20 protein-coding genes, 1 pseudogene and 1 riboswitch are annotated in these 20673 nt (G+C 70.9%); of the genes and pseudogenes, 9 read left to right on the top strand and 12 right to left on the bottom strand.

Translation table 11 applies throughout. From position 1 onward, the window contains the following. Window positions 1-83 precede the first annotated feature (83 nt). Window positions 84-1478 carry a serine hydrolase gene (locus ACFZBD_RS15265; RefSeq protein ID WP_391139954.1) on the top strand — a complete coding sequence of 465 codons (1395 nt, stop codon included), beginning with the start codon at window positions 84-86 and terminating at the stop codon, window positions 1476-1478. A gap of 111 nt (window positions 1479-1589) precedes the next feature. Here the strand turns inward: ACFZBD_RS15265 and ACFZBD_RS15260 are convergent, their stop codons facing one another. The 4 genes from ACFZBD_RS15260 to ACFZBD_RS15245 all read right to left on the bottom strand — a co-directional run bounded on the left by ACFZBD_RS15260 (window position 1590) and on the right by ACFZBD_RS15245 (window position 4106). Then, entirely contained in the window at window positions 1590-2042 is a 453-nt protein-coding gene (locus tag ACFZBD_RS15260) for a GNAT family N-acetyltransferase (RefSeq protein ID WP_391139952.1), read from the bottom strand. Window positions 2043-2155: 113 nt separating this feature from the next. Continuing rightward, window positions 2156-2614, bottom strand: a complete 459-nt coding sequence (locus tag ACFZBD_RS15255; RefSeq protein ID WP_391139951.1) for a MarR family transcriptional regulator — start codon at window positions 2612-2614, stop codon at window positions 2156-2158. Window positions 2615-2709: 95 nt separating this feature from the next. Beyond that, the gene (locus ACFZBD_RS15250; RefSeq protein WP_391139949.1) at window positions 2710-3573 is read right to left on the bottom strand and encodes a GNAT family N-acetyltransferase; all 864 of its coding nucleotides are present in this window, start codon (window positions 3571-3573) and stop codon (window positions 2710-2712) included. A 5-nt stretch (window positions 3574-3578) separates the two neighbouring features. Beyond that, on the bottom strand, window positions 3579-4106 hold the full coding sequence (locus tag ACFZBD_RS15245; protein ID WP_391139947.1) for a DUF2269 domain-containing protein: 528 nt from the start codon (window positions 4104-4106) through the stop codon (window positions 3579-3581). A gap of 77 nt (window positions 4107-4183) precedes the next feature. On the opposite strand from ACFZBD_RS15245, the gene ACFZBD_RS15240 reads away from it, so the two are divergent. Both ACFZBD_RS15240 and ACFZBD_RS15235 read left to right on the top strand, forming a co-directional pair. Beyond that, entirely contained in the window at window positions 4184-4840 is a 657-nt protein-coding gene (locus tag ACFZBD_RS15240; RefSeq protein WP_391139945.1) for an HAD-IB family phosphatase, read from the top strand. A gap of 108 nt (window positions 4841-4948) precedes the next feature. Further along, window positions 4949-6059, top strand: a pseudogene (locus ACFZBD_RS15235) (globin domain-containing protein). 51 nt (window positions 6060-6110) lie between these two features. On the opposite strand, the gene ACFZBD_RS15230 reads toward ACFZBD_RS15235, so the two are convergent. The 4 genes from ACFZBD_RS15230 to ACFZBD_RS15215 all read right to left on the bottom strand — a co-directional run bounded on the left by ACFZBD_RS15230 (window position 6111) and on the right by ACFZBD_RS15215 (window position 9481). Further along, complete coding sequence (locus tag ACFZBD_RS15230) at window positions 6111-6590, bottom strand: NUDIX domain-containing protein (protein WP_391139943.1); 480 nt, start codon at window positions 6588-6590, stop codon at window positions 6111-6113. 35 nt (window positions 6591-6625) lie between these two features. Further along, window positions 6626-7522 carry a LysR substrate-binding domain-containing protein gene (locus tag ACFZBD_RS15225; protein ID WP_391139941.1) on the bottom strand — a complete coding sequence of 299 codons (897 nt, stop codon included), beginning with the start codon at window positions 7520-7522 and terminating at the stop codon, window positions 6626-6628. Window positions 7523-7758: 236 nt separating this feature from the next. Further along, the gene (locus ACFZBD_RS15220) at window positions 7759-8886 is read right to left on the bottom strand and encodes a cystathionine gamma-lyase (RefSeq protein WP_391140448.1); all 1128 of its coding nucleotides are present in this window, start codon (window positions 8884-8886) and stop codon (window positions 7759-7761) included. Window positions 8887-9103: 217 nt separating this feature from the next. Continuing rightward, window positions 9104-9481: a phage holin family protein gene (locus tag ACFZBD_RS15215; protein WP_391139939.1), complete on the bottom strand. Its 378-nt coding sequence runs from the start codon at window positions 9479-9481 to the stop codon at window positions 9104-9106. A 51-nt stretch (window positions 9482-9532) separates the two neighbouring features. Here ACFZBD_RS15215 and ACFZBD_RS15210 point away from each other — a divergent pair, with 51 nt between their 5' ends. From ACFZBD_RS15210 to ACFZBD_RS15195, 4 genes are all read left to right on the top strand, one after another. Continuing rightward, complete coding sequence (locus ACFZBD_RS15210) at window positions 9533-9850, top strand: cupin domain-containing protein (protein WP_391139937.1); 318 nt, start codon at window positions 9533-9535, stop codon at window positions 9848-9850. A 159-nt stretch (window positions 9851-10009) separates the two neighbouring features. Then, window positions 10010-10228, top strand: a complete 219-nt coding sequence (locus ACFZBD_RS15205; RefSeq protein ID WP_391139935.1) for a DUF5326 family protein — start codon at window positions 10010-10012, stop codon at window positions 10226-10228. A gap of 276 nt (window positions 10229-10504) precedes the next feature. Continuing rightward, window positions 10505-11275: a helix-turn-helix domain-containing protein gene (locus tag ACFZBD_RS15200; protein ID WP_391139933.1), complete on the top strand. Its 771-nt coding sequence runs from the start codon at window positions 10505-10507 to the stop codon at window positions 11273-11275. A 137-nt stretch (window positions 11276-11412) separates the two neighbouring features. Next, the gene (locus ACFZBD_RS15195) at window positions 11413-11847 is read left to right on the top strand and encodes an SsgA family sporulation/cell division regulator (RefSeq protein WP_391140447.1); all 435 of its coding nucleotides are present in this window, start codon (window positions 11413-11415) and stop codon (window positions 11845-11847) included. Between the two features lie 80 nt (window positions 11848-11927). Here the strand turns inward: ACFZBD_RS15195 and ACFZBD_RS15190 are convergent, their stop codons facing one another. Continuing rightward, window positions 11928-13358: a YibE/F family protein gene (locus tag ACFZBD_RS15190; protein ID WP_391139931.1), complete on the bottom strand. Its 1431-nt coding sequence runs from the start codon at window positions 13356-13358 to the stop codon at window positions 11928-11930. 71 nt (window positions 13359-13429) lie between these two features. After that, a riboswitch (TPP riboswitch) is annotated at window positions 13430-13576 on the top strand. Between ACFZBD_RS15190 and thiC the strand changes: the two genes are divergently transcribed. After that, the gene (gene thiC, locus ACFZBD_RS15185) at window positions 13570-15342 is read left to right on the top strand and encodes a phosphomethylpyrimidine synthase ThiC (RefSeq protein ID WP_391139930.1); all 1773 of its coding nucleotides are present in this window, start codon (window positions 13570-13572) and stop codon (window positions 15340-15342) included. Its footprint overlaps the riboswitch before it by 7 nt. Before the next feature lie 58 nt (window positions 15343-15400). Here the strand turns inward: thiC and ACFZBD_RS15180 are convergent, their stop codons facing one another. The 3 genes from ACFZBD_RS15180 to ACFZBD_RS15170 form a co-directional block, all read right to left on the bottom strand. Then, on the bottom strand, window positions 15401-16228 hold the full coding sequence (locus ACFZBD_RS15180; protein ID WP_391139929.1) for a hypothetical protein: 828 nt from the start codon (window positions 16226-16228) through the stop codon (window positions 15401-15403). Between the two features lie 163 nt (window positions 16229-16391). Further along, entirely contained in the window at window positions 16392-17717 is a 1326-nt protein-coding gene (locus ACFZBD_RS15175) for a metallophosphoesterase (RefSeq protein ID WP_391139928.1), read from the bottom strand. A gap of 338 nt (window positions 17718-18055) precedes the next feature. After that, complete coding sequence (locus ACFZBD_RS15170; RefSeq protein WP_391139926.1) at window positions 18056-19171, bottom strand: substrate-binding domain-containing protein; 1116 nt, start codon at window positions 19169-19171, stop codon at window positions 18056-18058. Between the two features lie 378 nt (window positions 19172-19549). On the opposite strand from ACFZBD_RS15170, the gene hisC reads away from it, so the two are divergent. Further along, window positions 19550-20656: a histidinol-phosphate transaminase gene (gene hisC, locus ACFZBD_RS15165; protein ID WP_391140446.1), complete on the top strand. Its 1107-nt coding sequence runs from the start codon at window positions 19550-19552 to the stop codon at window positions 20654-20656. The last annotated feature ends 17 nt before the right edge of the window (window positions 20657-20673 follow it).

The following is a 20673-nucleotide window of genomic DNA, read 5'->3' as shown; positions in this document are numbered from 1 at the left end:
GTCCGGCCGCGGCCCCGAGGCGGCGCGCCGGGGTGGGGGAATGGGGTCGACTTCCGGGGGGCCGGGGGCGTTGGATCGTCTGTATGACCTCATCTTGCGAAGCGCTGTTGCCCAGCACCGAGCGTGCCCTCGCCCATCGTGTGGCGGTCGCCCAGGCCGATGGACGGGCGCCGTCGTTCGTCGGGGCGGTGGGGCGGGAGGGGGTGATGGTCTGGAGTGGAGCGCGCAGTTGTGTCGACGGGCACGCCCCGGACGCCGATACGCAGTACCGGATCGGCTCCCTCACCAAGGTGTTCACCGCTGTCCTGGTCATGCGGCTGCGGGACGAGGGCCTGCTGGATCTGAACGATCCGCTGGAGAAGCACCTGTCCGGAATGGAGCTGGGGAACGCGGTCGGCGAGGTGACGATCGCTCAACTGCTCGGGCACACGGCAGGTCTCGGGGCGGAGACGCCCGCGCCGTGGTGGGAGCGCACGCCGGGGGCGTTGCGGCGGGAGCCGGCCGACGTTCTGGGGGAGGAGCCCCTGCGCCACCCCGTCGGGCGGACCCATCACTACTCCAACCCCGGCTACACCCTGCTGGGTTCGCTGGTCGAAGCGGTCCGGGGGGTGACCTGGGAAGAGGCGCTGCGCCGCGAGATCCTGGAGCCGCTGGGGCTGAGCCGCACGAGCGCGCAGCCGATCGCCCCCCACGCCGGCGGCTGGGCGGTGCACCCCTGGGCCGATGTGATGCTCCCGGAGCCGTCCGAGGACCTGGGGCTGATGGCGCCGGCCGGACAGCTCTGGTCGACGGCCGAGGACCTCTGCCGCTTCGCCGGGTTCCTTGCCCACGGCGACGACCGGGTGCTGGGTGCGGCCACGGTCGAGGAGATGCGTACGCCGGCCGCGCCGCCCGGAGCCGGGGAGTGGGAGGGCGGCTACGGTCTCGGCGTCCAACTCCTTCGCCGCGACGGCCGGACGCTGTTCGGGCACACCGGTTCGCTGCCGGGCTTCGTCGCCGGGCTCTGGGTGAGCGCGGAGGACGGAGTGGCGGCGGTCGCGCTCGCCAATGCCACCTCCGGGCCTCTGACGTCCGCTGTCGCCGCCGATCTCGTACGGATCGTGGCGGAGGCCGAGCCGCGGTTCCCCGAGCCGTGGAGGCCCCTTCCGGCGGCCGAAGTGGACCAAGAGCTGCTGGCGCTGACCGGTCCCTGGTACTGGGGGACGTACGCCTACGGGCTGCGGCTCGGCGCCGGCCGGAGTGTGGTCCTGGAGCCGCTGCGCGGCGCGGGGCGGCGGGCGACCTTCCGTGCGCTGCCCGAGGGCGGCTGGATCGGGCTCGACGGCTACTACGCGGGGGAGACGCTGCGGGTGGTGAGGCGCCCGGACGGATCGGTGAGCCACCTCGATCTGGCGTCCTTCGTCTTCACTCGGGAGCCGTACGAACAAGGGGACGCGGTACCCGGCGGAGTGGACGAGGCGGGGTGGCGCGGCCTCTGAGAGCAGGGGCCGTGCCTCGATGAGCGGCTGTACGCGGATGTTTCACGTGAAACGGGGCCGCCCTGAGGCACCCGGCCGGCCCCGTCTCCGTGTGCCGCAGCCGCCGTGCGGTCAGAGGCCCATCTTGAATCCCAGGTGGGACGCTTCGAAGCCGAACCGCTCGTAGAAGCGGTGGGCGTCCGTGCGGGTGGCGTCGGAGGTCAGCTGGACCAGCGCGCAGCCCTGGCGCCGGGATTCCTCGACGGCCCAGGTGATCATCTCCGTTCCGAGGCCGCTGCCGCGCTCGTCGGAGTGAATGCGCACAGCTTCGATGATCGAACGGATGGCGCCCATGCGGGAGAGCCCGGGAATGACGGTGAGCTGCATGGTGCCGACGGTCCGCCCGCCGCGCGCGGCCACGACCAGGTGCTGGTTCGGGTCCTGGGCGAGCCGCTGGAAGGCCGCGGTGTACGGGGTGAGGTCGTCGGGGGATTCGCGCTGGGCGCCCAAAGCGTCGTCGGCGAGCATCGCGACGATGGCGGGGATGTCCTCCGCAGTCGCGGGGCGTATCTCAAGATCGCTCATGGATCGCAGGCTACGCCCCACGGGCGTCGTGGCTCCGGCGAGACCGTGGAGCCGGCGGCGTCAAGGGTTCGCCCGGCCGGGGCCGCGCGTGTGTCTTCCGGGTGGCCCGTCGGCTACACGGGGACGCTCAGGCCTTCGACCACGCGGACCAGCGGGACCAGCTCGGGGTTCTGTGCCGCCTGGTCGAGGGCTTCCCGCAGGGCGCGGTCGTTGGTGGGCCGGGCCTCTTCGAGGAGCTTAAGGCCGGCTTCGGTGACGTCCGTGTAGATGCCGCGCCGGTCGGTGGCGCAGAGGTACCGGGTGAGCAGGCCGCGGTCCTCCAGGCGGGTCACCAGCCGGGTCGTGGCACTCTGGCTGAGGACGACCGCGTCCGCGACCTGCTTCATCTGCAGGTGGCCCCCGGGGCCGCTGTGCTGGCGGCTGAGGACATCGAGGAGTGAGTACTCGCGCACGCTCAGACCGTGCTTGCCCTCCAGCTCCTTCTCGATGTGCGACTCGATCCGGCCGTGCAGCAGCGAGAGGGCGCACCAGCCCTGGGAGAGGGCGGTGAGTGCGGGGTCGGTCGCGGTCATGTTCTCTCTCCTCGTTCCCTGAGCGGCTTATCCCAGAGTAGACGATGAGCGCAAAAGCCCGCGCATGCAAGTAGTAGCGGCGTGACTCGCCGCTGTCATCCGGCTGCCACCGTCAGCGGGGCGAAGCGCCGGCTCCAATCGCCCGGGAGGTCGGGCAGCGCACGGGTCATCACGGCGTTGAAGGCGATCGGCTCCAGGCCGTTCGCCTTGACCCAGCGCAGCAGGGAACCGTGCCGCACGTCGATGTCCGTCCGGAGAGGGCGGTCGCTGGCCGTGGCGAGCGAGGCGATGAGGGCCTGGGCGGTGGCGGAGTCGCGGGCGATCAGCGGGCCGATGACATGGGTGTCCATGTTGGGCCAGGCGGCGGCGAAGCCCACGATCTCGCCGTCCGTCTCGGCGACCCGGAGATGGTCCGCGAAGGCCGGGAGGCGGGTGATCATATGCGTGCGGTCGAGCCCGAAGATCTCGGAGTCCAGACGGAGGACGGCTTGGAGGTCGTCCGCCGTGGCCGGGCGGGTCGGTACCTCGGGGGACGGCTCCATGAACGTGAAGCGGCCGCGGACCATCTCCGCGTTGCCCGTGACGGCGAAGCCCAGCTCTTCGTAGAGCGGCCGGCCGTGCGGGGTCGCGTGCAGGGTGACCGGGGTGTCACCGAGTTCCGCCAGGACGTGATGCATCAGCCGGCGTCCGACGCCCTGACGGGCGTGGCGCTCGGCGACCAGGACCATGCCGATGGCGGAGAGCCCCGGACCGTACGAGGTCACCACACAGGCGGTGACCAGCCCCTTGCCGCTCGGGTCGTCGATGCCGTACCCGGTCCCGGCGGCGAGTAGCAGACCCCACTTGTGCTCCTCGCGCGGCCAGCCCCGGTCTTCCGAGAGGTCGGCGCAGGCGAGGAGATCGCTGGAGGTGAGGCGCCGGATGGGGAGCTGGTCGAGAGGCGGGAACGATGTCGGCATGGTGCTCAGGCTGGCCGACCCGATGATCGTTCGTCCAGCCCTTTCCGAGAAGTGGCCGATACCCGCAGCCGACGGCCTCGTCGGGTCAGCCCCCACGGCTTCAGCACCGAGATCGCCGTCATGAAGAGATAGGCGACCGTCGACACGGTGGGCGCGGCGATCAGGCTGCTATCGGGGGTACCGGCGGTGGCCGCGTGCTCGATCTCGGGCCGTAGCGCGAAGACGGTCGCGGCTGCCGTCACCATGGTGATCCAGAATTTGATCCAGACCCAGCGGTGGCGGGCCAGGCCCCAGGGAGTGCCGAGGGACAGCACCAGACCGCTCACCAGGGTGCCGAGGGCGACCGGGACCAGCAGCCAGTCCGCGAACACCTTCATGGCGCGGTACGCCGCCTGCGTCAGCGACGGGTCGCCGGTCGTGTAAGCGGTGATGCCCAGTGTCAGCAGGCCCACGCTGAGCCCGAGCCAAGCCACCGATACGGCGACATGGAAGACGAGGAGTGCCCGCCGTGCGGGTCGCTGGAGATGTTTCACGTGAAACACGGTGCCCGGGAACCAGACCGGCCCGCGTCTGACCGTGGGAGTAACCGCACCTACTAGCCTCGGCGTACATGACGACTTCTCCGGGCAACGGACCCCGGCTGCATCTCTTCGATCTGGACGGCACCCTGATCCGCGGGTCGGCGGCCGCCGTGGAGATCTCGCGGCAGCTCGGCTTGAGCGAGGAGATCGCCGCGCTGGAAGAGGGATTCCCGGTCAAGGGGCTCACCCCCGACGAGTTCGCGGTGCAGGCGCGTGAGCTGTGGTCCGAGCTGACGGCGGAACAGGTCACGGCCGCATTCGAGGGAGCGCCCTGGCTGGACGGCATCCGTGAGGTCTGGGCGGACCTCAAGGCTCAGGGGGACCGCTGCGCCGTCATCTCCCTCTCACCGGACTTCTTCGTCGAGCGCCTGCTGGACTGGGGCGCGGATGCCGCCTATGGCTCACGCTGGCCCGCCGTTCCGTTCACCCAGCCGATCCATCGGCCGGGGATCCTCAACGCCAGAGCGAAGGTGAGCATCGCCCACCGGCTCTGCACGGAGTTCGGTGTGTCCCTCGAGGACTGCGTCGCCTATGGAGACTCGATGTCCGACGCGGCGCTCTTCGGGGTGGTGTCCGAGACGGTGGCGGTGAACGCGGACCATCATCTGGCGCACCTCGCCCGGCACAGCTACGCGGGGCCCGATCTGCGGGAGGCCTACGCACTGGTGCGAAAGAGGGCAGCCTAACCGGAACCCGGGCGTGCCTGCCCGAGAATCGCACTCTCTGTCCGGATCGACGGTCGGCGCTGCCATGCTGCGGCGACACCAGCCGGATGCGTGAGGGCGAGGCACACGATGGACGCTGCGACCACCACCCGCTGCGCTGACGAGGAGATACGGCCCCACATACCGTCGGGGCCCTCTCCCGACGCCCGACTCGTCCGCCGCACGCTGGCCGAGATCGCGCCCGTCGCCGACAAGGTGACCTCGTACTTCTACGCGCTGCTCTTCGTCCGCCACCCCGAGTTGCGCGCGATGTTCCCCGCGGCCATGGACACCCAGCGCGACCGTCTGCTCAAGGCCCTGCTGACGGCGGCCGAGCACCTGGACAACGCCCCCGTGCTCACCGAGTACCTCCGGAATCTCGGGCGCGGCCACCGCAAGTACGGCACACAGGCCGCCCACTACCCGGCCGTCGGTGAGGCCCTCATCGGGGCGCTGGTGCAGTACGCGACCACGACCTGGGACGCCGAGACCGAAGCCGCCTGGATCCGCACCTACACCACGATCTCCCGGATCATGATCGACGCGGCGGCCGAGGACGAACGGCAGGCGCCGCCCTGCTGGCGCGCCGAGGTCGTCGCGCACGATCTGCGGACCCCCGACGTCGCGGTGATCACGCTGCGCCCCGACCAGCCGTACCCCTTCCGCGCGGGGCAGTACACGACTCTGGAGACGGCCTGGTGGCCGCGTGTCTGGCGGCACTACTCCTTCGCCTCGGCGCCTCGCCCCGATGGACTGCTCTCCTTGCACGTCAAGGCGGTCCCGGCCGGCTGGGTCTCCCAGGCGCTCGTGCACCACGCCCGCCCCGGCGATGTGCTGCGGCTCGGGCCGCCCGCCGGGTCGATGACGGTCGAAGGCGCTCGTGGAGGATGTCGCCGAGCACGGGGACCGGCGCCCCGTCGAGGTCTTCTACGGAGCACGCAGCGGCCACGACCTCTACGACATCGACACCATGATGCGACTCCAGCAGACCTTCCCCTGGCTGTCGGTGCGGCCGGTCACCGAGGACCAGGGGCGGCTGCCGGAGGCCATACGGGGCCACGGCCCGTGGAACGGCTACGACGCGTACCTCTCCGGCCCGCTCGGCATGATCCGCAGCGGGGTGCACGCCCTGAGGGGCGTGGGCATCCCCGCCGACCGGATCCGCCACGACTCGCTGGAGGACCTCGTCGCGGTGCCGTAGGCGGCCCTGTCCGACGGTCAAGGTGCCGGGAGGGCACGCCGCCGCCGGCGGTCAGCCCAGGTCAGGCGCGTGCATCGCGCGGACGCCCTCGATATTGCCGTCCAGATAGTGCCGCAGGGACAGCGGGACGAGGTGGACGGCCGCGATCCCGACCCGGGTGAACGGCACGCGGACGATCTCGTACTCGCCGCACGGCTCCTCGACCTCGGGGCCGTGGCGCAGCGCGGGGTTCATCGACTCGAGACGGCAGACGAAGAAGTGCTGGACCTTCACTCCGGAGACCCCGCCGTCGACGATGTGCTCGACGGTGTCGACGAAGCAGGGGACCACATCGGTGATCTTGGCGCCGAGCTCCTCGTCCACCTCGCGGTGGAGGGCCTCGACGACGGTGGTGTCCGACGGCTCGACCCCGCCACCAGGCGTCAGCCAATAGGGATCCACCCCGGGCTTCGTGCGCTTGATGAGAATGAGGTCGTTGCCGTCGAGCAGGATGGCGCGTGCGGTGCGCTTGACCACGGGACGTTCGGTCATGGGAAGAAAATGGCCCGCCAGGGCGGTCCTGAAACTCACCAGCCCCCGGCGGCTCGCAGGAGACACTCGTGGGCGCGCGCGATCGGGGGCAGGGCGAGGGTGCCGGTGCGGACGACCAGGAAGTAGGTCCGTAGCGGAGGCACCGGCGGATCGAGCAGTGCCACCAGCCGTCCGCTCTCCAGGGCGTCCTCGCACAGATAGCGGGGCAGTACCGCCAGTCCGGCACCGGCGGCCGCGGAGTCCAGGACGGCCCGCAGGTCGGGCGCGACGACAGTGGCGGCCTGCGCAGGTTTGCCCTCGAAGACGGCGGCCCAGTAGCGCGAGACGAACGGCAGCGACTCGTGGACCTCCACCACCGGCAGCTGTTCCAGGACCACCGCTCCCGTGCGTAAGAGCGTCTCCGGCGCGAGCCGGGCGGCCCAGCGCGGGGCGGCGACCAGGACGTGTTCCTCGTCGCAGAGCGGGGTCGAGGTGAGGAGCCCGCCCCGCGGGCGGGCGGTGGAGATCGCCAGATCGTGATGGCCGGCGGCGAGCCCGTCGAGCACGTCCTCGGCGCTGTCCAGGAAGGAGGCGCGCACGGCGAGACCCTGGGAGACGAGGGGCGTGAGCGCCGGCAGGGCTCGCGCCGCGGTGAACTCCGGCGGCCCTGCGAGGTGCAGGGTCCGGACCCCCTTCTCCTCGTCCAGGTCGCCCTCGGCGATCTCGACGAGGGCGTCCAGATGCGGCGCCGCCCGGTGGGCGAGCTCGTCCCCGATGGTGGTGGGGGTGACACCGCGGGCCTGACGAAGGAACAGCGGGCGGCCCAGCTGCCGCTCCAGCGTACGGATCTGGCTGGTGACGGCGGGCTGGGAGAGCCCGAGCAGGGCCGCGGCGCGGGTGAAGGAACCGGCCCGGTGCACCGTGACGAACGTGCGCAGCAGCGCCAGATCCATGTCAGCCCCCTCCCGGCCCGGTGGCCGTTCGACTCGCCGTCGTGATCAGGCGTCGGCTGATGGCGCCTCAGGACCGTCCAACTATAAATATGTCGATAGGTCTCTGTCGCTCCCGTGATTGGACACTGACGCAGAGTCAACTAGCCTTGTTCAGGCGGGTTCTCCGCGCGTGGAACAGGGGTGTTCCGAGCCACGAGGGGGGAGGCTCGGAGCACCTCGTTCCGTCCTTTCGGAGGTCAGACCGCGTCCTTGCCCACCAGGTCGAGGGCGCGGAGGACGTCCGCGATCAGATCCTCCGGGTCCTCGGCGCCGACGGAGAAGCGGATGAAGCCCTCCGGGACGGCGTCGCCGCCCCAGCGGCCGCGCCGCTCGGCGGTGGAGCGGACCCCGCCGAAGCTGGTGGCATCGTCCACCAGGCGCAGTTCGTCGAGGAAGCGGTCGGCGCGACTCCGGTCGGGCAGGACGAAGGAGACCACGGAGCCGAAGCGCCGCATCTGCGAGGCCGCCACCGCGTGCGAGGGATCGTCGGGCAGCCCGGGGTAGCGCAGCCCGCTCACGTCGCCGCGCGTGCGCAGCGCCTGCGCGAGAGCGAGGGCGGAGGAGCACTGCCGGTCCAGACGCAGCTGGAGGGTGGCCAGGGAACGGTGGGCGAGCCAGGCCTCCATCGGCCCGGGGATCGCGCCGACGATCTTGCGCCAGCGCCGTACCTCCGCGGCCCGGCGGGGATCGCGGCAGCTGACGTGGCCGAGCAGGATGTCCCCGTGCCCCGTCATGCCCTTGGTGTCGCTGGCGACGGAGAAGTCCGCGCCGAGCTCCAGGGGCCGCTGGCCGAGGGGGGTGGCCAGGGTGTTGTCGACGGCGACCAGCGCGCCGGCCTCGTGCGCGGCGCGCGTCAGCCGGCGGATGTCGCAGACGTCGAGCCCGGGGTTGGACGGCGTCTCGATCCACAGCAGCCGCGCCCCGTCCAGCACGGAAAGCTGGGCGTCGCCGCCGGTCGGGGCGGTGCGGACCTCGATGCCGTACGCCCTCAGCTGCTCGTGCAGGAGGGGCAGTGCCTGGTATCCGTCGTCCGGTACGACGACCGTGTCGCCGGCCTTGAGCTGGGAGAACAGGACGGCGGAGATCGCGGCCATGCCGGAGGCGAAGACGAGCGTCTCGACGTCCGGCTCCCCCGGAGCCTCCAGGTCGCCGAGGGCGCGCTCCAGATGGGTCCAGGTGGGGTTCTCGTCCCGCCCGTAGGTGTAGGGGCCGGTCGGGTCGCCGGGCAGGTGGAAGTGCGCTGCGAACACCGGCCCCGGCAGAGTCGGTTCGTACTTCACGGGCTCGGGAAGCCCGGCCCGGACCGCCCGGGTGCCGTCGCCCATTCCGTCGGCCCGGTCCCCGAAGGCGCCGATCCGGCCCGCCCCGCTCGAATCCTCGGCCCCGCCCACCCCATGGGTCCCGCTGTGCACGCCGCTGTCCGCGCCACCGTCGTTCGTTCCGCTGTGCATGCCGCCCGTTCCTCCGCCTTCTCGCGTACGGCGGAGAGCAGGCACCACGCCCGCCGCCGCCACCACCATGTTCCGGTACCGCTGCCCGCGCTCAGTCTCCGTCGGGCAGCACGACGTTCAGCGCCCACGAGACGACGGAGATGATCAGTCCGCCGAGGACGGCGGTCCAGAACCCTTCGACATGGAAGCTGAGGTCGAGCCGGTCGGCGAGCCAGGAGGTCAGCAGCAGCATGAGGGCGTTGACCACCAGGGTGATCAGGCCGAGCGTGAGGAGGAACAACGGAAGCGTCAGCAGCTTCACGACCGGCTTGACCAAGAAGTTCACCAAGCCGAAAACCAGCGCGACGAGGATGAGCGTCAGGGCCTTCCTGCCGGTGCTGTCTCCGGTCAGGGTGATGTCCTGGAGCAGCCAGATCGCCACCCCCAGGGCGCCCGCGTTGGCGATCGTCTTGACTACGAAATTCTTCATGTGTCTGATCGTGGCAGACACGATCGAGCCAATGGCAGGGGCGGACGCACGATGAAGGCATTCCGGCTGGACGAACTGGAGGCGGAGCGCGCCGCCAACGACGGCGCCTACCTCCAGTTCCTGCGCGAGCGGAACATGTCGGTCGGTCTGTACGCCTTGGACGCGGGCGCGCTCGACCCGCAGCAGCCGCACGCGCAGGACGAGGTGTACTTCGTCGTCAGCGGCCGGGCCGCGATCACCGTCGGGACAGAGACGACGCAGGTGGCCCGGGGCAGCGTGGTCTACGTCCCGGCCGGAGTGGCGCACAAGTTCCACCACATCACCGAGGACCTGCGGGTGATGGTGGTCTTCTCCCCGCCGGAGAGCTGACCCCGTAGCGCCGGGCCTTCGGAAGGCGTTCCCCTAGGGGGTGGATCAGGGGAGAGCGGGGGCTGTGAGGCCCCCGTGCACCCCCTCCCCGCCCCTAGCATCGGAAGCGTCCGGTGCAGAGTGCGCGGAACGGACTCTTTCGGAGATGAGGTAAGGACAATGGCCGTACGGGAGATTCTCGCGGGGATGCCCTGGTGGGTGAAGTGGGTGGCCATACCCGTCATCGCCCTGTTCGTCTTCGGCGGTCTGATCACCAGCATCGCGGCCTTCGTCATCGGCCTGCTCTTCAAGGTGCTGGTCTTCGTCGCCCTCGTCGCCGGACTGGTGTACGTGGTACGGAGGTTCATGTCCTCCTCGACGTCCCGTGAGGACTGGTAGCACCGGCTACCCGCCGGTATGAACGGGCGCCCGGGCGTTAGCCCGGGCGAGGGAACGCCCTGGTAGAAACCGCGTCGGTGCCCGAAGGCTGCCATTAGAGTGGAATTCTCTGCCGCCCCGGGGAATCAGGCGTAGGCCTCCAGTCGTGACCCGCGCGCTCTCTGTCCCGGGCGGGTCCGCCAGCGGGCCCCACCGAATCCCAGGCCGCGGCGGGCGCGCGGGGGCGGCCCCCGCGAGCGGGTGCAGGCCACCCGTCGACACGCCTGGGGGTGACCTTTGGCCACGGCTTCGCAGACCGCTGTTCCTACCCTGATCGGCTCGGTGCAGCGGGCGCTGAGACTCCTGGAGGCCGTGGGCTCCCACGAGGACGGGGCGCCCGCCAAACAACTCGCGCGCGAGGCGGGGCTCCCGCTTCCCACCGCGTACCACCTGCTCCGCACCCTGACGCACGAGGGCTATCTGCGCCGCGAGAAGGGCGTGTTCGTCCTGGGCGACGCCGCCGGCCGACTGGCCGGAGGCGGAGTTCTGCAGAATCGTCGCACCAAGATCGAAGACTCACTGGCGCACTGGCGCGACGAGATCGGCGTCCCCGTCTACTTCGCCGTCTACCGCGAAGGTGAGATCGAGCTGGTCGCCGTGGCCGATACTCCCACCGCCCCTGCCGTCGCCGAGTGGGCCGACTTCCGGGAGACCGGTCACGCCCATGCGATCGGCCAGTGTCTGCTCAGCCAACTCGATCTGAAGAGCCGTCAAGACCACCTTGAGCGCCATCCGGTGGAAACCATCACTCCGTATACGGTGCGTAACGATCGGGCGCTTTTGGAGCGTTTGGGCGGTATGGGTCGAATGGAACCCCTGGTGGAGCGTCAGGAATATGCGCTCGGCACGGTCTGCGCCGCGATCCCCATCACGGCGGGCTCCACGGCTGCCGCCATGGCCATTTCTCTCCCCCTCCACCAGGAAGAACGGTTGCTGCCCGCAGTCGATCGACTACGCAGTGAGATCGGAAGACTCTTCAGCTCCTTCGCGTTCTCTATCAGTATCTGAAAAATTACTCCTTGTGATCTGCTAGCGCTTGCAGCACGATTGCGTCAAGAGGGCCATGGGGATCATTCCTGGCCGTTTTGATCGCACCTTTCAGCAGCTGTCTCTACCCAACTGCTTCATCCACTGCGGGGTACATGATGCGAGAGTCGGTTCAGGCCGAAGTCCTGATGAGCTTCCTCGTCTCCGAGGAGCTCTCCTTCAGAATCCCGGTGGAGCTGCGCTATGAGACCCGGGATCCGTACGCGGTGCGCATGACCTTCCACCTCCCCGGGGACGCCCCCGTGACCTGGGCGTTCGGACGGGAGTTGCTGCTCGACGGCATCAACAGCCCCAGCGGTGACGGCGATGTCCGGATCGCGCCGACCGCCCCGGAGGCCCTGTCGGACGTCTCCATCCGGCTCCAGGTCGGCGGCGACCGCGCCCTGTTCCGCGCCAGCGCTCCCCCGCTGGTCGCCTTCCTCGACCGTACGGACAAGCTCGTCCCGCTCGGTCAGGAGCGGACCCTCGGTGACTTCGAGGACAACCTGGAGGCGGCCCTCGGCCGGATCCTCGCGGAGGAGAACGCCGGCTGAGGCGGGGTCGCCCCCGCTCCCGCCCCCGCCGTCGCGCCGCCCCCCGCTCCCGGTTTGCCGCCTGCGGTGGTCACGTACGGTCACTTCGCGCGGCGGCGGCGGCCGCCCTTGGCCGGCCGCCTCCGCGGGAAGCCCGACGCGCCACCCGCCGAACCGGCCGGGTCCGCCAGGCCGGCCGGGCCCGGCACACCCGGCCCGCTCGGCCGGTCGGCGGAGACCACCAGCGCCGCGAGGGCGGTCGTGACCGGCACCGAGGCGACCAGGCCGATCGACCCCACCAGCGTCCGGACGATCTCCTCCGCGACCAGCTCGCTGTTGGCCACCGCCCCCACGCTGCTCTGCGCGATGGAGAACAGCAGCAGCAGGGGCAAGGCCGCGCCCGCGTACGCGAGGACCAGCGTGTTCACCACCGACGCGATGTGGTCGCGGCCGATCCGGATCCCGGCCCGGTACAGCGCGCGCGGCCCCATGCGCGGATCCGCCTGGTGCAGCTCCCACACCGCCGACGTCTGGGTCACCGTCACATCGTCGAGCACGCCCAGCGAGCCGATGATGATGCCGGCGAGCAGCAGACCCGACATGTCGATGTCCGGGTACAGGCCGTGGATCAGGCCGGTGTTGTCGTCCGTGTTGCCGGACAGCGACGCCCAGCCGATGAAGAGCGAGCCCAACAGCCCGATCAGCAGCAGGGAGATCAGGGTGCCGAGCACCGCGACCGAGGTGCGGGCGGAGAGGCCGTGACACATGTAGAGCGCGATCAGCATGATCGCGCTCGACCCGACCACGGCCACCACCAGCGGATTCGAGCCCTGCAGGATCGCCGGCAGGATGAAGAACGTCAGGATCACGAAGCTCACCGCGAGCGAGATGAGCGCCATCAGACCGCGTAGGCGGCCCACGAGCACCACCGCGACCGCGAAGATCAGGGCGAGCACCGTCAAGGGGACCTTGCGGTTCACATCGGTGACCGAGTACTGCAGATCGCGCGGCGCGTCGGGGGCGTACGCCACGACGACGCCCTGCCCCTCGCGCAGTTGCCGGGGCGCGTCCGGCTGCACGACCTCGACGAACCTACGGCCCTGATCGTCCCCGCTGGTGACCTCGACCGTGGCCTTCGCGCACTGCCCCTGCTGGGCGTTGACCGCCTCGCGCCCCTGCGGCGTGGAGACGTCGCCGGTCGGCGGCACCTGCGCGGCGTTCACGTCCTTGCAGTCGACCCGCTCCACCGAGACGACCCTGCCCTGCTCGGTCTGCCGGTCGAAGCCGACCCCGGTGCGCTCGTGCGCCGGGGCGCCACCGGGCCACAGCACCGCGAGCCCGACGACGACGGCGGTGGCGAAGGGGATCAGGACCGCCGCGATGACCTTCCGCAGATGCCGGGAGACGGGCGCGGCGGGGCCATGGCTGTGCGTGTGCGCGGGGGCGTGTCCGTGGTGTCCGTGCCCGGCAGCGCCGCCGCCGTCTCCGTCGCCGTCGTCGGGGGGGCCGGGGGTCTGCTGCGAGGAAGTCACCGACCGATCATCGCAAGAACGGCGGGGGCCCACTGTTCAGCACGCCCGGGTTGCCGCTAGCGTGGTGGCACCTTTGCACACGCGGGAGCTCGGAGCACCGGGCTGAGAGGGCGCTGATCACCGTACGCACGCAGTGACGTGCGTACGGGAAGAGGCTGCGCCGACCGCCGAACCTGTTACCGGGTAATGCCGGCGTAGGGAGATCGGTCTCATGACCATTCAGGATGCACGCACGCCTGCCACCAGCCAGGACGAGCGCAAGCCGGGCTGGCACAAGGGGTACGTCGAGGGCTCGCGCCCCGACCTCCGCGTGCCGGTCCGCCAGGTGCACCTCACCAACGGCAAGGACGTGACGCTGTACGACACGTCCGGCCCGTACACCGACCCCACCATCGACACCGACGTACGGCGGGGCCTTCCGCCGCTGCGCGAGAACTGGATCATCGGCCGGGGCGACACCGAGGAGTACGCGGGCCGCCCGGTCCGCCCCGAGGACGACGGGATCAAGCACACCTCGCCGCGCGGCGGGCTGAAGAACCTCGACGCGGTCTTCCCGGGCCGTCCGCGCCAGCCCCGCCGGGGCCGTGCCGGCCAGGCGGTGACCCAGCTCGCGTACGCCCGCCGGGGCGAGATCACCCCGGAGATGGAGTACGTCGCCATCCGCGAGAACGTCTCCCCCGAGGTCGTCCGGGAGGAGATCGCGGCGGGGCGCGCCGTCCTGCCGGCCAACGTGAACCACCCGGAGATCGAGCCGATGATCATCGGCAAGAGGTTCCTGGTGAAGGTCAACGCCAACATCGGCAACTCCGCCGTCACCTCCTCGATCGAGGAGGAGGTGGAGAAGATGACGTGGGCGACCAAGTGGGGCGCCGATACGGTGATGGACCTGTCCACCGGCCGGAACATCCACACCACCCGCGAGTGGGTGCTGCGCAACTCCCCCGTGCCGATCGGCACCGTCCCGCTCTACCAGGCCCTGGAGAAGGTCGACGGCCGGGCCGAGGAGCTGACCTGGGAGGTCTACAAGGACACGGTCATCGAGCAGGCCGAGCAGGGCGTCGACTACATGACGGTCCACGCCGGCGTGCTGCTGCCGTACGTGCCGCTGACCGCCCGCCGCAAGACCGGCATCGTCTCGCGCGGCGGCTCGATCATGGCCGCCTGGTGCCTGGCGCACCACAAGGAGAACTTCCTCTACACCCACTTCGAGGAGCTCTGCGAGATCCTGGCGGCGTACGACGTCACCTACTCGCTGGGCGACGGGCTGCGGCCCGGCTCGATCGCGGACGCCAACGACGACGCGCAGTTCGCCGAGCTGCGCACGCTCGGCGAGCTGAACACGATCGCCAAGCGCCACCAGGTGCAGACGATGATCGAGGGCCCGGGGCACGTCCCGATGCACAAGATCAAGGAGAACATCGACCTCCAGCAGGAGATCTGCGAGGAGGCGCCGTTCTACACCCTCGGCCCGCTGACCACGGACGTCGCGCCCGCCTACGACCACATCACCTCCGGCATCGGTGCGGCGATGATCGCCTGGTGGGGGACGGCGATGCTCTGCTACGTCACCCCCAAGGAGCACCTGGGCCTGCCGAACCGCGACGACGTGAAGACCGGTGTCATCACGTACAAGATCGCGGCGCACGCGGCGGACCTCGCGAAGGGGCACCCGGGGGCGCAGGAGTGGGACGACGCGCTGTCGGACGCGCGGTTCGAGTTCCGTTGGGAGGACCAGTTCAACCTGGCGCTCGACCCGGACACGGCCCGGGAGTTCCACGACGAGACGCTGCCGGCCGAGCCGGCGAAGACCGCGCACTTCTGCTCGATGTGCGGTCCGAAGTTCTGCTCGATGAAGATCTCGCAGGACATCCGGCGGCAGCACGGCGGCGATCTGAAGCCGGACGAGATCGAGGCCGGGATGGCGGAGAAGTCCGCCGAATTCGCCGCTGCCGGCAACCGGGTGTACCTCCCGCTGGCGGAGTGACGCCGGGCCCCCGCCGCCCCCGAGCCGGGTAGGGGGCGGGGCGGGGGCGCCGTGGGGGTCAGTCCGGGATGGTCTCGGGCGGGCCGAAGTCGGGGCTGGAGAAGTCCGGGCTGCTGTACGTCGGGCGGGTGGCCGATCCGCCCTCGCCGGGGCTGGAGAAGTCCGGACCGCTGTAGCCGACCTTGGGGATCCTGGAGACCGGGCGCGGCCTGGCGGCCGGGGCCGGGCGGGTGGCACCGGGGTCGGCCAGCGCGGCGCGCAGGAACGGCAGGATGCCCCGTTCCAGCAGCGCGTGCCGCCAGGCCTCCCTGGCCCGGGACAGCTCGGTCCCTTCGGCGGTGCCCGGGTCCGCCGCGCCCACCTCGGTGGCTCTGTTGCGCAGCGCCGTGACGAGCAGTCCGGCGGCCGCGCAGAGCAGCCCGGCCGCGGCGACGGCGCCGAAGAACCAGCCCGCCGTCAGCAGGGTGTCGGCGAACTGCAGGGTGGGGGCGAGGACTTTCAGTACGGCCCCGACCAGTAGGAAGATCACCGCCGCGGTGCCCGCCAGCACGGGCGCGAGGACCGTGACGATCGCGACGACGCCCGCGCCGGGGCCGCCGCTCGCTCCGTCGCCGTCCGCCGCGAGGACGGCGCCCATGACGCTCGTACCGCCGGGTGACCGTCCCTGCTCACGTATCTTCACGAAGTGGTCGTATTCGGGTGCGGCCGCGGCCGTGATGAGCGCGGTCGCGCTCAGCGCCATGGCGCGCAACTGTGCGGTCGTGAGCCGCTTCCCGACCTCGGCGAGATCCGGGCGTTCGTGCGCGTGACGCAGTGCCTCGTCGAGGGTGCGCTCGTACTCGGCGCGGTCCTCGGTCAGCAGGTGCGGAGCCACGTTCATGTGCATCCCCCGATGCTCCGTAGGGCCGGACCGCCCGGGGAAGAACGCCGGGCAGTGGGGCGGAAACGGAGGAGAGCCTGCTACGGATGAGCCGATGGTATTCCGGTTCCGCGCCACCGTGACAGGGGGTTTCCCGAAATCGCCTGGCCCGGATGCGCAGGGTTATACCTCAGCCGTTCAGGGGGAGTTGGACGACCAGAAGCTTTCCGGCCATGGTCACACCGCCGTCCATGGCGATCGCCAGGCCGTCGGCGTAGACGTGGGGTCCGTCGACGGTCGGGTCCGAGCCGCCCTCGCCGTCCTCGGTGCCCACCTGGCCCAGGAGGTACGGGATGGGGCTGTGGCCGTGCACGACGCGGCGGCCGCCGTAGGTGCCGAGCAGCTCCCGCACCGCCTCCGGGCCGCCGTCGTCGCGGAAGGCGAAGCGCTTGGTGAACTTCCGGAACAGGTCCCAGACCTCGTCGGCGTCGTTGCGGTTGATGATCTCGTGGACGGTCTCGTTGACGTCCTCGATGGTGCTGCCGTAGTCGAGGTACGCGGTGGTGTCGGAGTGCAGGAGGAGGTGTCCGTCCTCCTCCACCACGGCGTCGAGCCGGGACATCCACTGGAGGTGGACGTCCTGGAGGCGGTCCATGTCGTACTTCTGGCCGCCGTTGAGCAGCCAGGCGGCCTGGAAGGTGGCGGTGCCGGCGCCGGAGTTGACGGGGGTGTCGGCGAAGCGCTTGGCGCCGATGAGCAGCAGCTCGTGATTGCCCATCAGGGCCTTGCAGTAGCCGCCGGCGGCGGCCGCCTCGGCGGAGAGCCGCATGACGAGGTCGATGACACCGATGCCGTCGGGTCCGCGGTCGGTGAAGTCTCCGAGGAACCAGAGGCGGGCGTTGCCCGCGGCCCAGCCGCCGTTCTCGTCGATGAGGCCCTTCTCGCGCAGCGCGGCGACGAGTTCGTCGAGATAGCCGTGGACGTCGCCGACGACGAAGAGCGGGCCCGGGCCCTCGCCCGCCGCCGGAGCCGGTGCGGGCGCCGGAGCCGGGTCGACCTGCACCTGGACGGTGTCGCCCCGGTTGATGACCGGGAGGTCGCGCTCGGTGGGGGTGTAGCCCTCGGGGAGGTCACCCTCCGGGAAGGCGTTTCCGGGGTGGCCCCCGGGCACGGCGGGCACCGGGGGGGACGCGGGGACGTCGGGAACGGAGGCGGCGGGGCCGTCCGCGCGGGACGCCACGACGGTGCCGAGGTGGAGCGTGCGCTCGAGCGGGACGTCGGACATGCCGGCGCCGCTTCTCGGCGCGCCCGGCGCGGGTGCCACCGCGATCTGCGCCACCGGGGCCTGTGCCACCGCTGTCGGTGCCACCGCGGCCGGCGCCGCGGGGAGCCCCGGAGCGTCGGCCGGAGGTTCCGTGGCATGGCCCTGCACGGGCACCCGGGCGTACGGCGGTACGCGGAAGTCACGCAATGTCGCCGTGCGCACCACGGGTTCCTGCCCGGCCCCCTGAGTCATCGACCCCTCCACCACCGTCGCGATGCCCTGCACATCGCGGACCGGCCTGGTCGGGGTGGTCCGCGGTGTCGTGCGCCCATCATAGGAATGAGGGTCCTCCTGTGTGACGCACCAGGGGTGGTGAATCCGGGTCCACTCCGGGTTCACCGGTTGTTTCGCCCGAATTGAGAAGGTCCAGGCCAGGGTTCGAGCCGGGCCGGTCCTCGGTTTGGGCCGGACATCGGCGCGTACGCGACGTTTCCCGGACCTCCGAGGACCGTCTCGGCGGCTCCCCCGGCTCTCTTCGCGGCCCTCCCGGCCCGCTTCCGGATCGCTTCCGGGCCTTCCCCGTCCCTCTCTCAGTCCTTCTCGTCCTGGGAGGGGGAGCGGGGCGGGCTGACGGTCGTCCGGGGGGAGCGCCGCTGGGAGGAGGTCCGGACGATGAGTTCGGTCGGTATCACCCGCTCGACCGGCCCGTCGGCATCGCTCCCCTCGATGGCGTCGATGAGCAGCTGGACGACCGCCGTACCGATCCGGCGCGGCTTGAGCGAGAGGGTCGTGATGGGCGGTTCGGTGGTGGCGTACACGGTCGATTCGCTGCAACAGACCAGCAGCAGGTCGTCCGGTACGCGCAGTCCGTAGCGGCGTGCGGCCGCCAGGAGGTCGGTTCCATTGGGGTCGAAGAGGCCGTACACGGCGTCGGGGCGGTCGGGGCGGGCGAGCAGCCGGTCGGCCGCGACGGCGCCCGCGCACGGATCGTGCGCCGGATAGGCCTCGTAGACGGGGTCCTGTCCGACCCGTTCGCACCAGTTGAGGTACGCGGTGGTGGAGAGGCGGGTGTACGTGTCGGTGGTGGTGCCGGTCAGCAGCCCGATCCGGCGGGCGCCGGCGGCGGCGAGGTGGTCGAGGAGGTCGAGGACGGCGGCTTCGTGGTCGTTGTCGACCCAGGCGGTGACCGGGAGGGTGCCGGCGGGGCGCCCGTCGGAGACGACGGGCAGGCCCTGGCGGACCAGCTCGGTGACGACCGGGTCGTGGTCGGAGGGGTCGATGACGACGGTGCCGTCGAGGGCGACGTTCGACCAGACGTCATGGCGGGAGGTGGCGGGGAGGATGACCAGGGCGTAGCCCCGGGCGAGCGCGGCCGAGGTCGCGGCTCTGGCCATCTCCGCGAAGTACGCGAATTCGGTGAAGGTGAAAGGTTCATCCCCGTAGGTCGTCACGGTCAGGCCGATGAGGCCCGACTTGCCGGTACGGAGCGTGCGGGCCGCTGCGGACGGGCGGTAGCCCAGCCGGTCTGCGACTTCGCGAACGTGGCGGCGGGTGGCGTCCGGTAGCCGGCCCTTGCCGTTGAGCGCGTCGGAGACAGTCGTGATGGAGACCCCGGCGGCGGCGGCCACATCCCGGATGCCCGCTCTGCCCTGCCGGCTTCCCCGGGTCTGTGCCCGGCTCACCTGGTGCTTCCCTGCTGCTGTCATGGCGAGCCGATAGTAGGGCGAGGGCGGGTGGGTGGGCCGGTCGCATATTCACTCGTTGACAGGCACGTTTCTGCAAGATCGAAAAAGGTCAATTGCCTTGGAAAGAAAGAGAGTTAGGGCGTCTGGCGGTGGATCTATGGTTGTCGACGGGCATGAGCCTGCCACCGGGGCGAGGTCTCGAAGAGGTCTCAACTCACCTCTACGGGGGATGCGCGCCACGGCGCTCGCCACCGGCGCGCGCCACCCGGCCCCGCGCTCCCTCTGTTTTCCACAGCTCAGGGATGAGGTTGTCCACAGCCCATTCGCAGCGGAGGCGAATCCTCATAAGGTGAGGAGCATTGGTGGTACGGACGGTCGAGGAGGACCACAGTGAGTGCAGTGAGCGAGACCGGCGGGGCCGGCGGGACGAGTGCGGGCGGCCCGAGGCTGCGCGCCGCGCTGGACGGCATTCCGACGTACAAGCCGGGCAAGCCGGCCGCCGCGGGCGGCCCGGTCGCCTTCAAGCTGTCCTCCAACGAGAACCCGTACCCGCCGCTGCCGGGTGTCATGGAGAGCGCGCTGTCCGCGGCCGCCTCCTTCAACCGCTACCCCGACATGGCCTGCACCGGCCTGATGCAGGAGCTCGCCGACCGTTTCGGCGTCCCCGTCTCGCACCTGGCCACCGGGACCGGCTCGGTGGGGATCGCGCAGTCGCTGATCCAGTCGACGGCCGGCCCCGGTGACGAGGTCATGTACGCCTGGCGGTCCTTCGAGGCGTACCCGATCATCACGCAGATCAGCGGGGCGACCCCGGTGCAGGTGCCGCTGACCGAGGGCGAGGTGCACGACCTCGACGCGATGGCCGAGGCGATCACCGACCGGACCCGGCTGATCTTCGTCTGCAATCCGAACAACCCCACGGGTACGGCCGTGCGCCGGGCCGAGCTGGAGCGGTTCCTGGACCGGGTGCCCTCCGACGTCCTGGTGGTGATCGACGAGGCGTACCGGGAGTTCGTCCGCGACGCCGACATCCCGGACGGCATCGAGCTCTACCGCGACCGTCCGAACGTGGCCGTGCTGCGCACGTTCTCCAAGGCGTACGGCCTCGCGGGGCTGCGGGTCGGTTTCGCGGTCGCCCATGAGCCGGTGGCGGCGGCGCTGCGCAAGACGGCGGTGCCGTTCGGGGTGAGTCAGGTGGCGCAGGACGCGGCGGTGGCCTCGCTGCGGGCCGAGGACGAGCTGCTCGGCCGGGTCGGCTCGCTGGTGGCGGAGCGCGAGCGGGTCCACGCCGGGCTCGTGGCCCAGGGCTGGACCGTGCCGGACACCCAGGCGAACTTCGTCTGGCTGCGGCTCGGTGAGCGGACGGTGGACTTCGCGGCGGAGTGCGAGCGGCACGGTGTGGTGGTGCGGCCGTTCGCGGGTGAGGGCGTGCGCGTCACGATCGGTGAGTGCGAGGCGAACGACCTGTTCCTGAAGGCGGCGGAGGGCTTCCGCAAGGAGAGCTAGCCGGCGGGCAGGGGTGA

This window comes from Streptomyces sp. NPDC008121 (assembly GCF_042957155.1).
In the GTDB taxonomy this organism is placed as follows: Bacteria; Actinomycetota; Actinomycetes; order Streptomycetales; family Streptomycetaceae; genus Streptomyces.
The sequence above is the reverse complement of the archived record's forward strand: the minus strand, read 5'-3'. Positions and strand labels throughout refer to the sequence as shown.

Excerpts from the sequence above, each read along its gene's own strand:
- ACFZBD_RS15265 (WP_391139954.1), top strand. The coding sequence starts at position 84 with ATGACCTCATCTTGCGAAGCGCTGTTGCCCAGCACCGAGCGTGCCCTC.
- ACFZBD_RS15260 (WP_391139952.1), bottom strand. The coding sequence starts at position 2,042 with ATGAGCGATCTTGAGATACGCCCCGCGACTGCGGAGGACATCCCCGCC.
- ACFZBD_RS15255 (WP_391139951.1), bottom strand. The coding sequence starts at position 2,614 with ATGACCGCGACCGACCCCGCACTCACCGCCCTCTCCCAGGGCTGGTGC.
- ACFZBD_RS15250 (WP_391139949.1), bottom strand. The coding sequence starts at position 3,573 with ATGCCGACATCGTTCCCGCCTCTCGACCAGCTCCCCATCCGGCGCCTC.
- ACFZBD_RS15240 (WP_391139945.1), top strand. The coding sequence starts at position 4,184 with ATGACGACTTCTCCGGGCAACGGACCCCGGCTGCATCTCTTCGATCTG.
- ACFZBD_RS15230 (WP_391139943.1), bottom strand. The coding sequence starts at position 6,590 with ATGACCGAACGTCCCGTGGTCAAGCGCACCGCACGCGCCATCCTGCTC.
- ACFZBD_RS15225 (WP_391139941.1), bottom strand. The coding sequence starts at position 7,522 with ATGGATCTGGCGCTGCTGCGCACGTTCGTCACGGTGCACCGGGCCGGT.
- ACFZBD_RS15220 (WP_391140448.1), bottom strand. The coding sequence starts at position 8,886 with ATGGGCGACGGCACCCGGGCGGTCCGGGCCGGGCTTCCCGAGCCCGTG.
- ACFZBD_RS15215 (WP_391139939.1), bottom strand. The coding sequence starts at position 9,481 with ATGAAGAATTTCGTAGTCAAGACGATCGCCAACGCGGGCGCCCTGGGG.
- ACFZBD_RS15210 (WP_391139937.1), top strand. The coding sequence starts at position 9,533 with ATGAAGGCATTCCGGCTGGACGAACTGGAGGCGGAGCGCGCCGCCAAC.
- ACFZBD_RS15205 (WP_391139935.1), top strand. The coding sequence starts at position 10,010 with ATGGCCGTACGGGAGATTCTCGCGGGGATGCCCTGGTGGGTGAAGTGG.
- ACFZBD_RS15195 (WP_391140447.1), top strand. The coding sequence starts at position 11,413 with ATGCGAGAGTCGGTTCAGGCCGAAGTCCTGATGAGCTTCCTCGTCTCC.
- thiC (WP_391139930.1), top strand. The coding sequence starts at position 13,570 with ATGACCATTCAGGATGCACGCACGCCTGCCACCAGCCAGGACGAGCGC.
- ACFZBD_RS15180 (WP_391139929.1), bottom strand. The coding sequence starts at position 16,228 with ATGCACATGAACGTGGCTCCGCACCTGCTGACCGAGGACCGCGCCGAG.
- ACFZBD_RS15175 (WP_391139928.1), bottom strand. The coding sequence starts at position 17,717 with ATGACTCAGGGGGCCGGGCAGGAACCCGTGGTGCGCACGGCGACATTG.
- ACFZBD_RS15170 (WP_391139926.1), bottom strand. The coding sequence starts at position 19,171 with ATGACAGCAGCAGGGAAGCACCAGGTGAGCCGGGCACAGACCCGGGGA.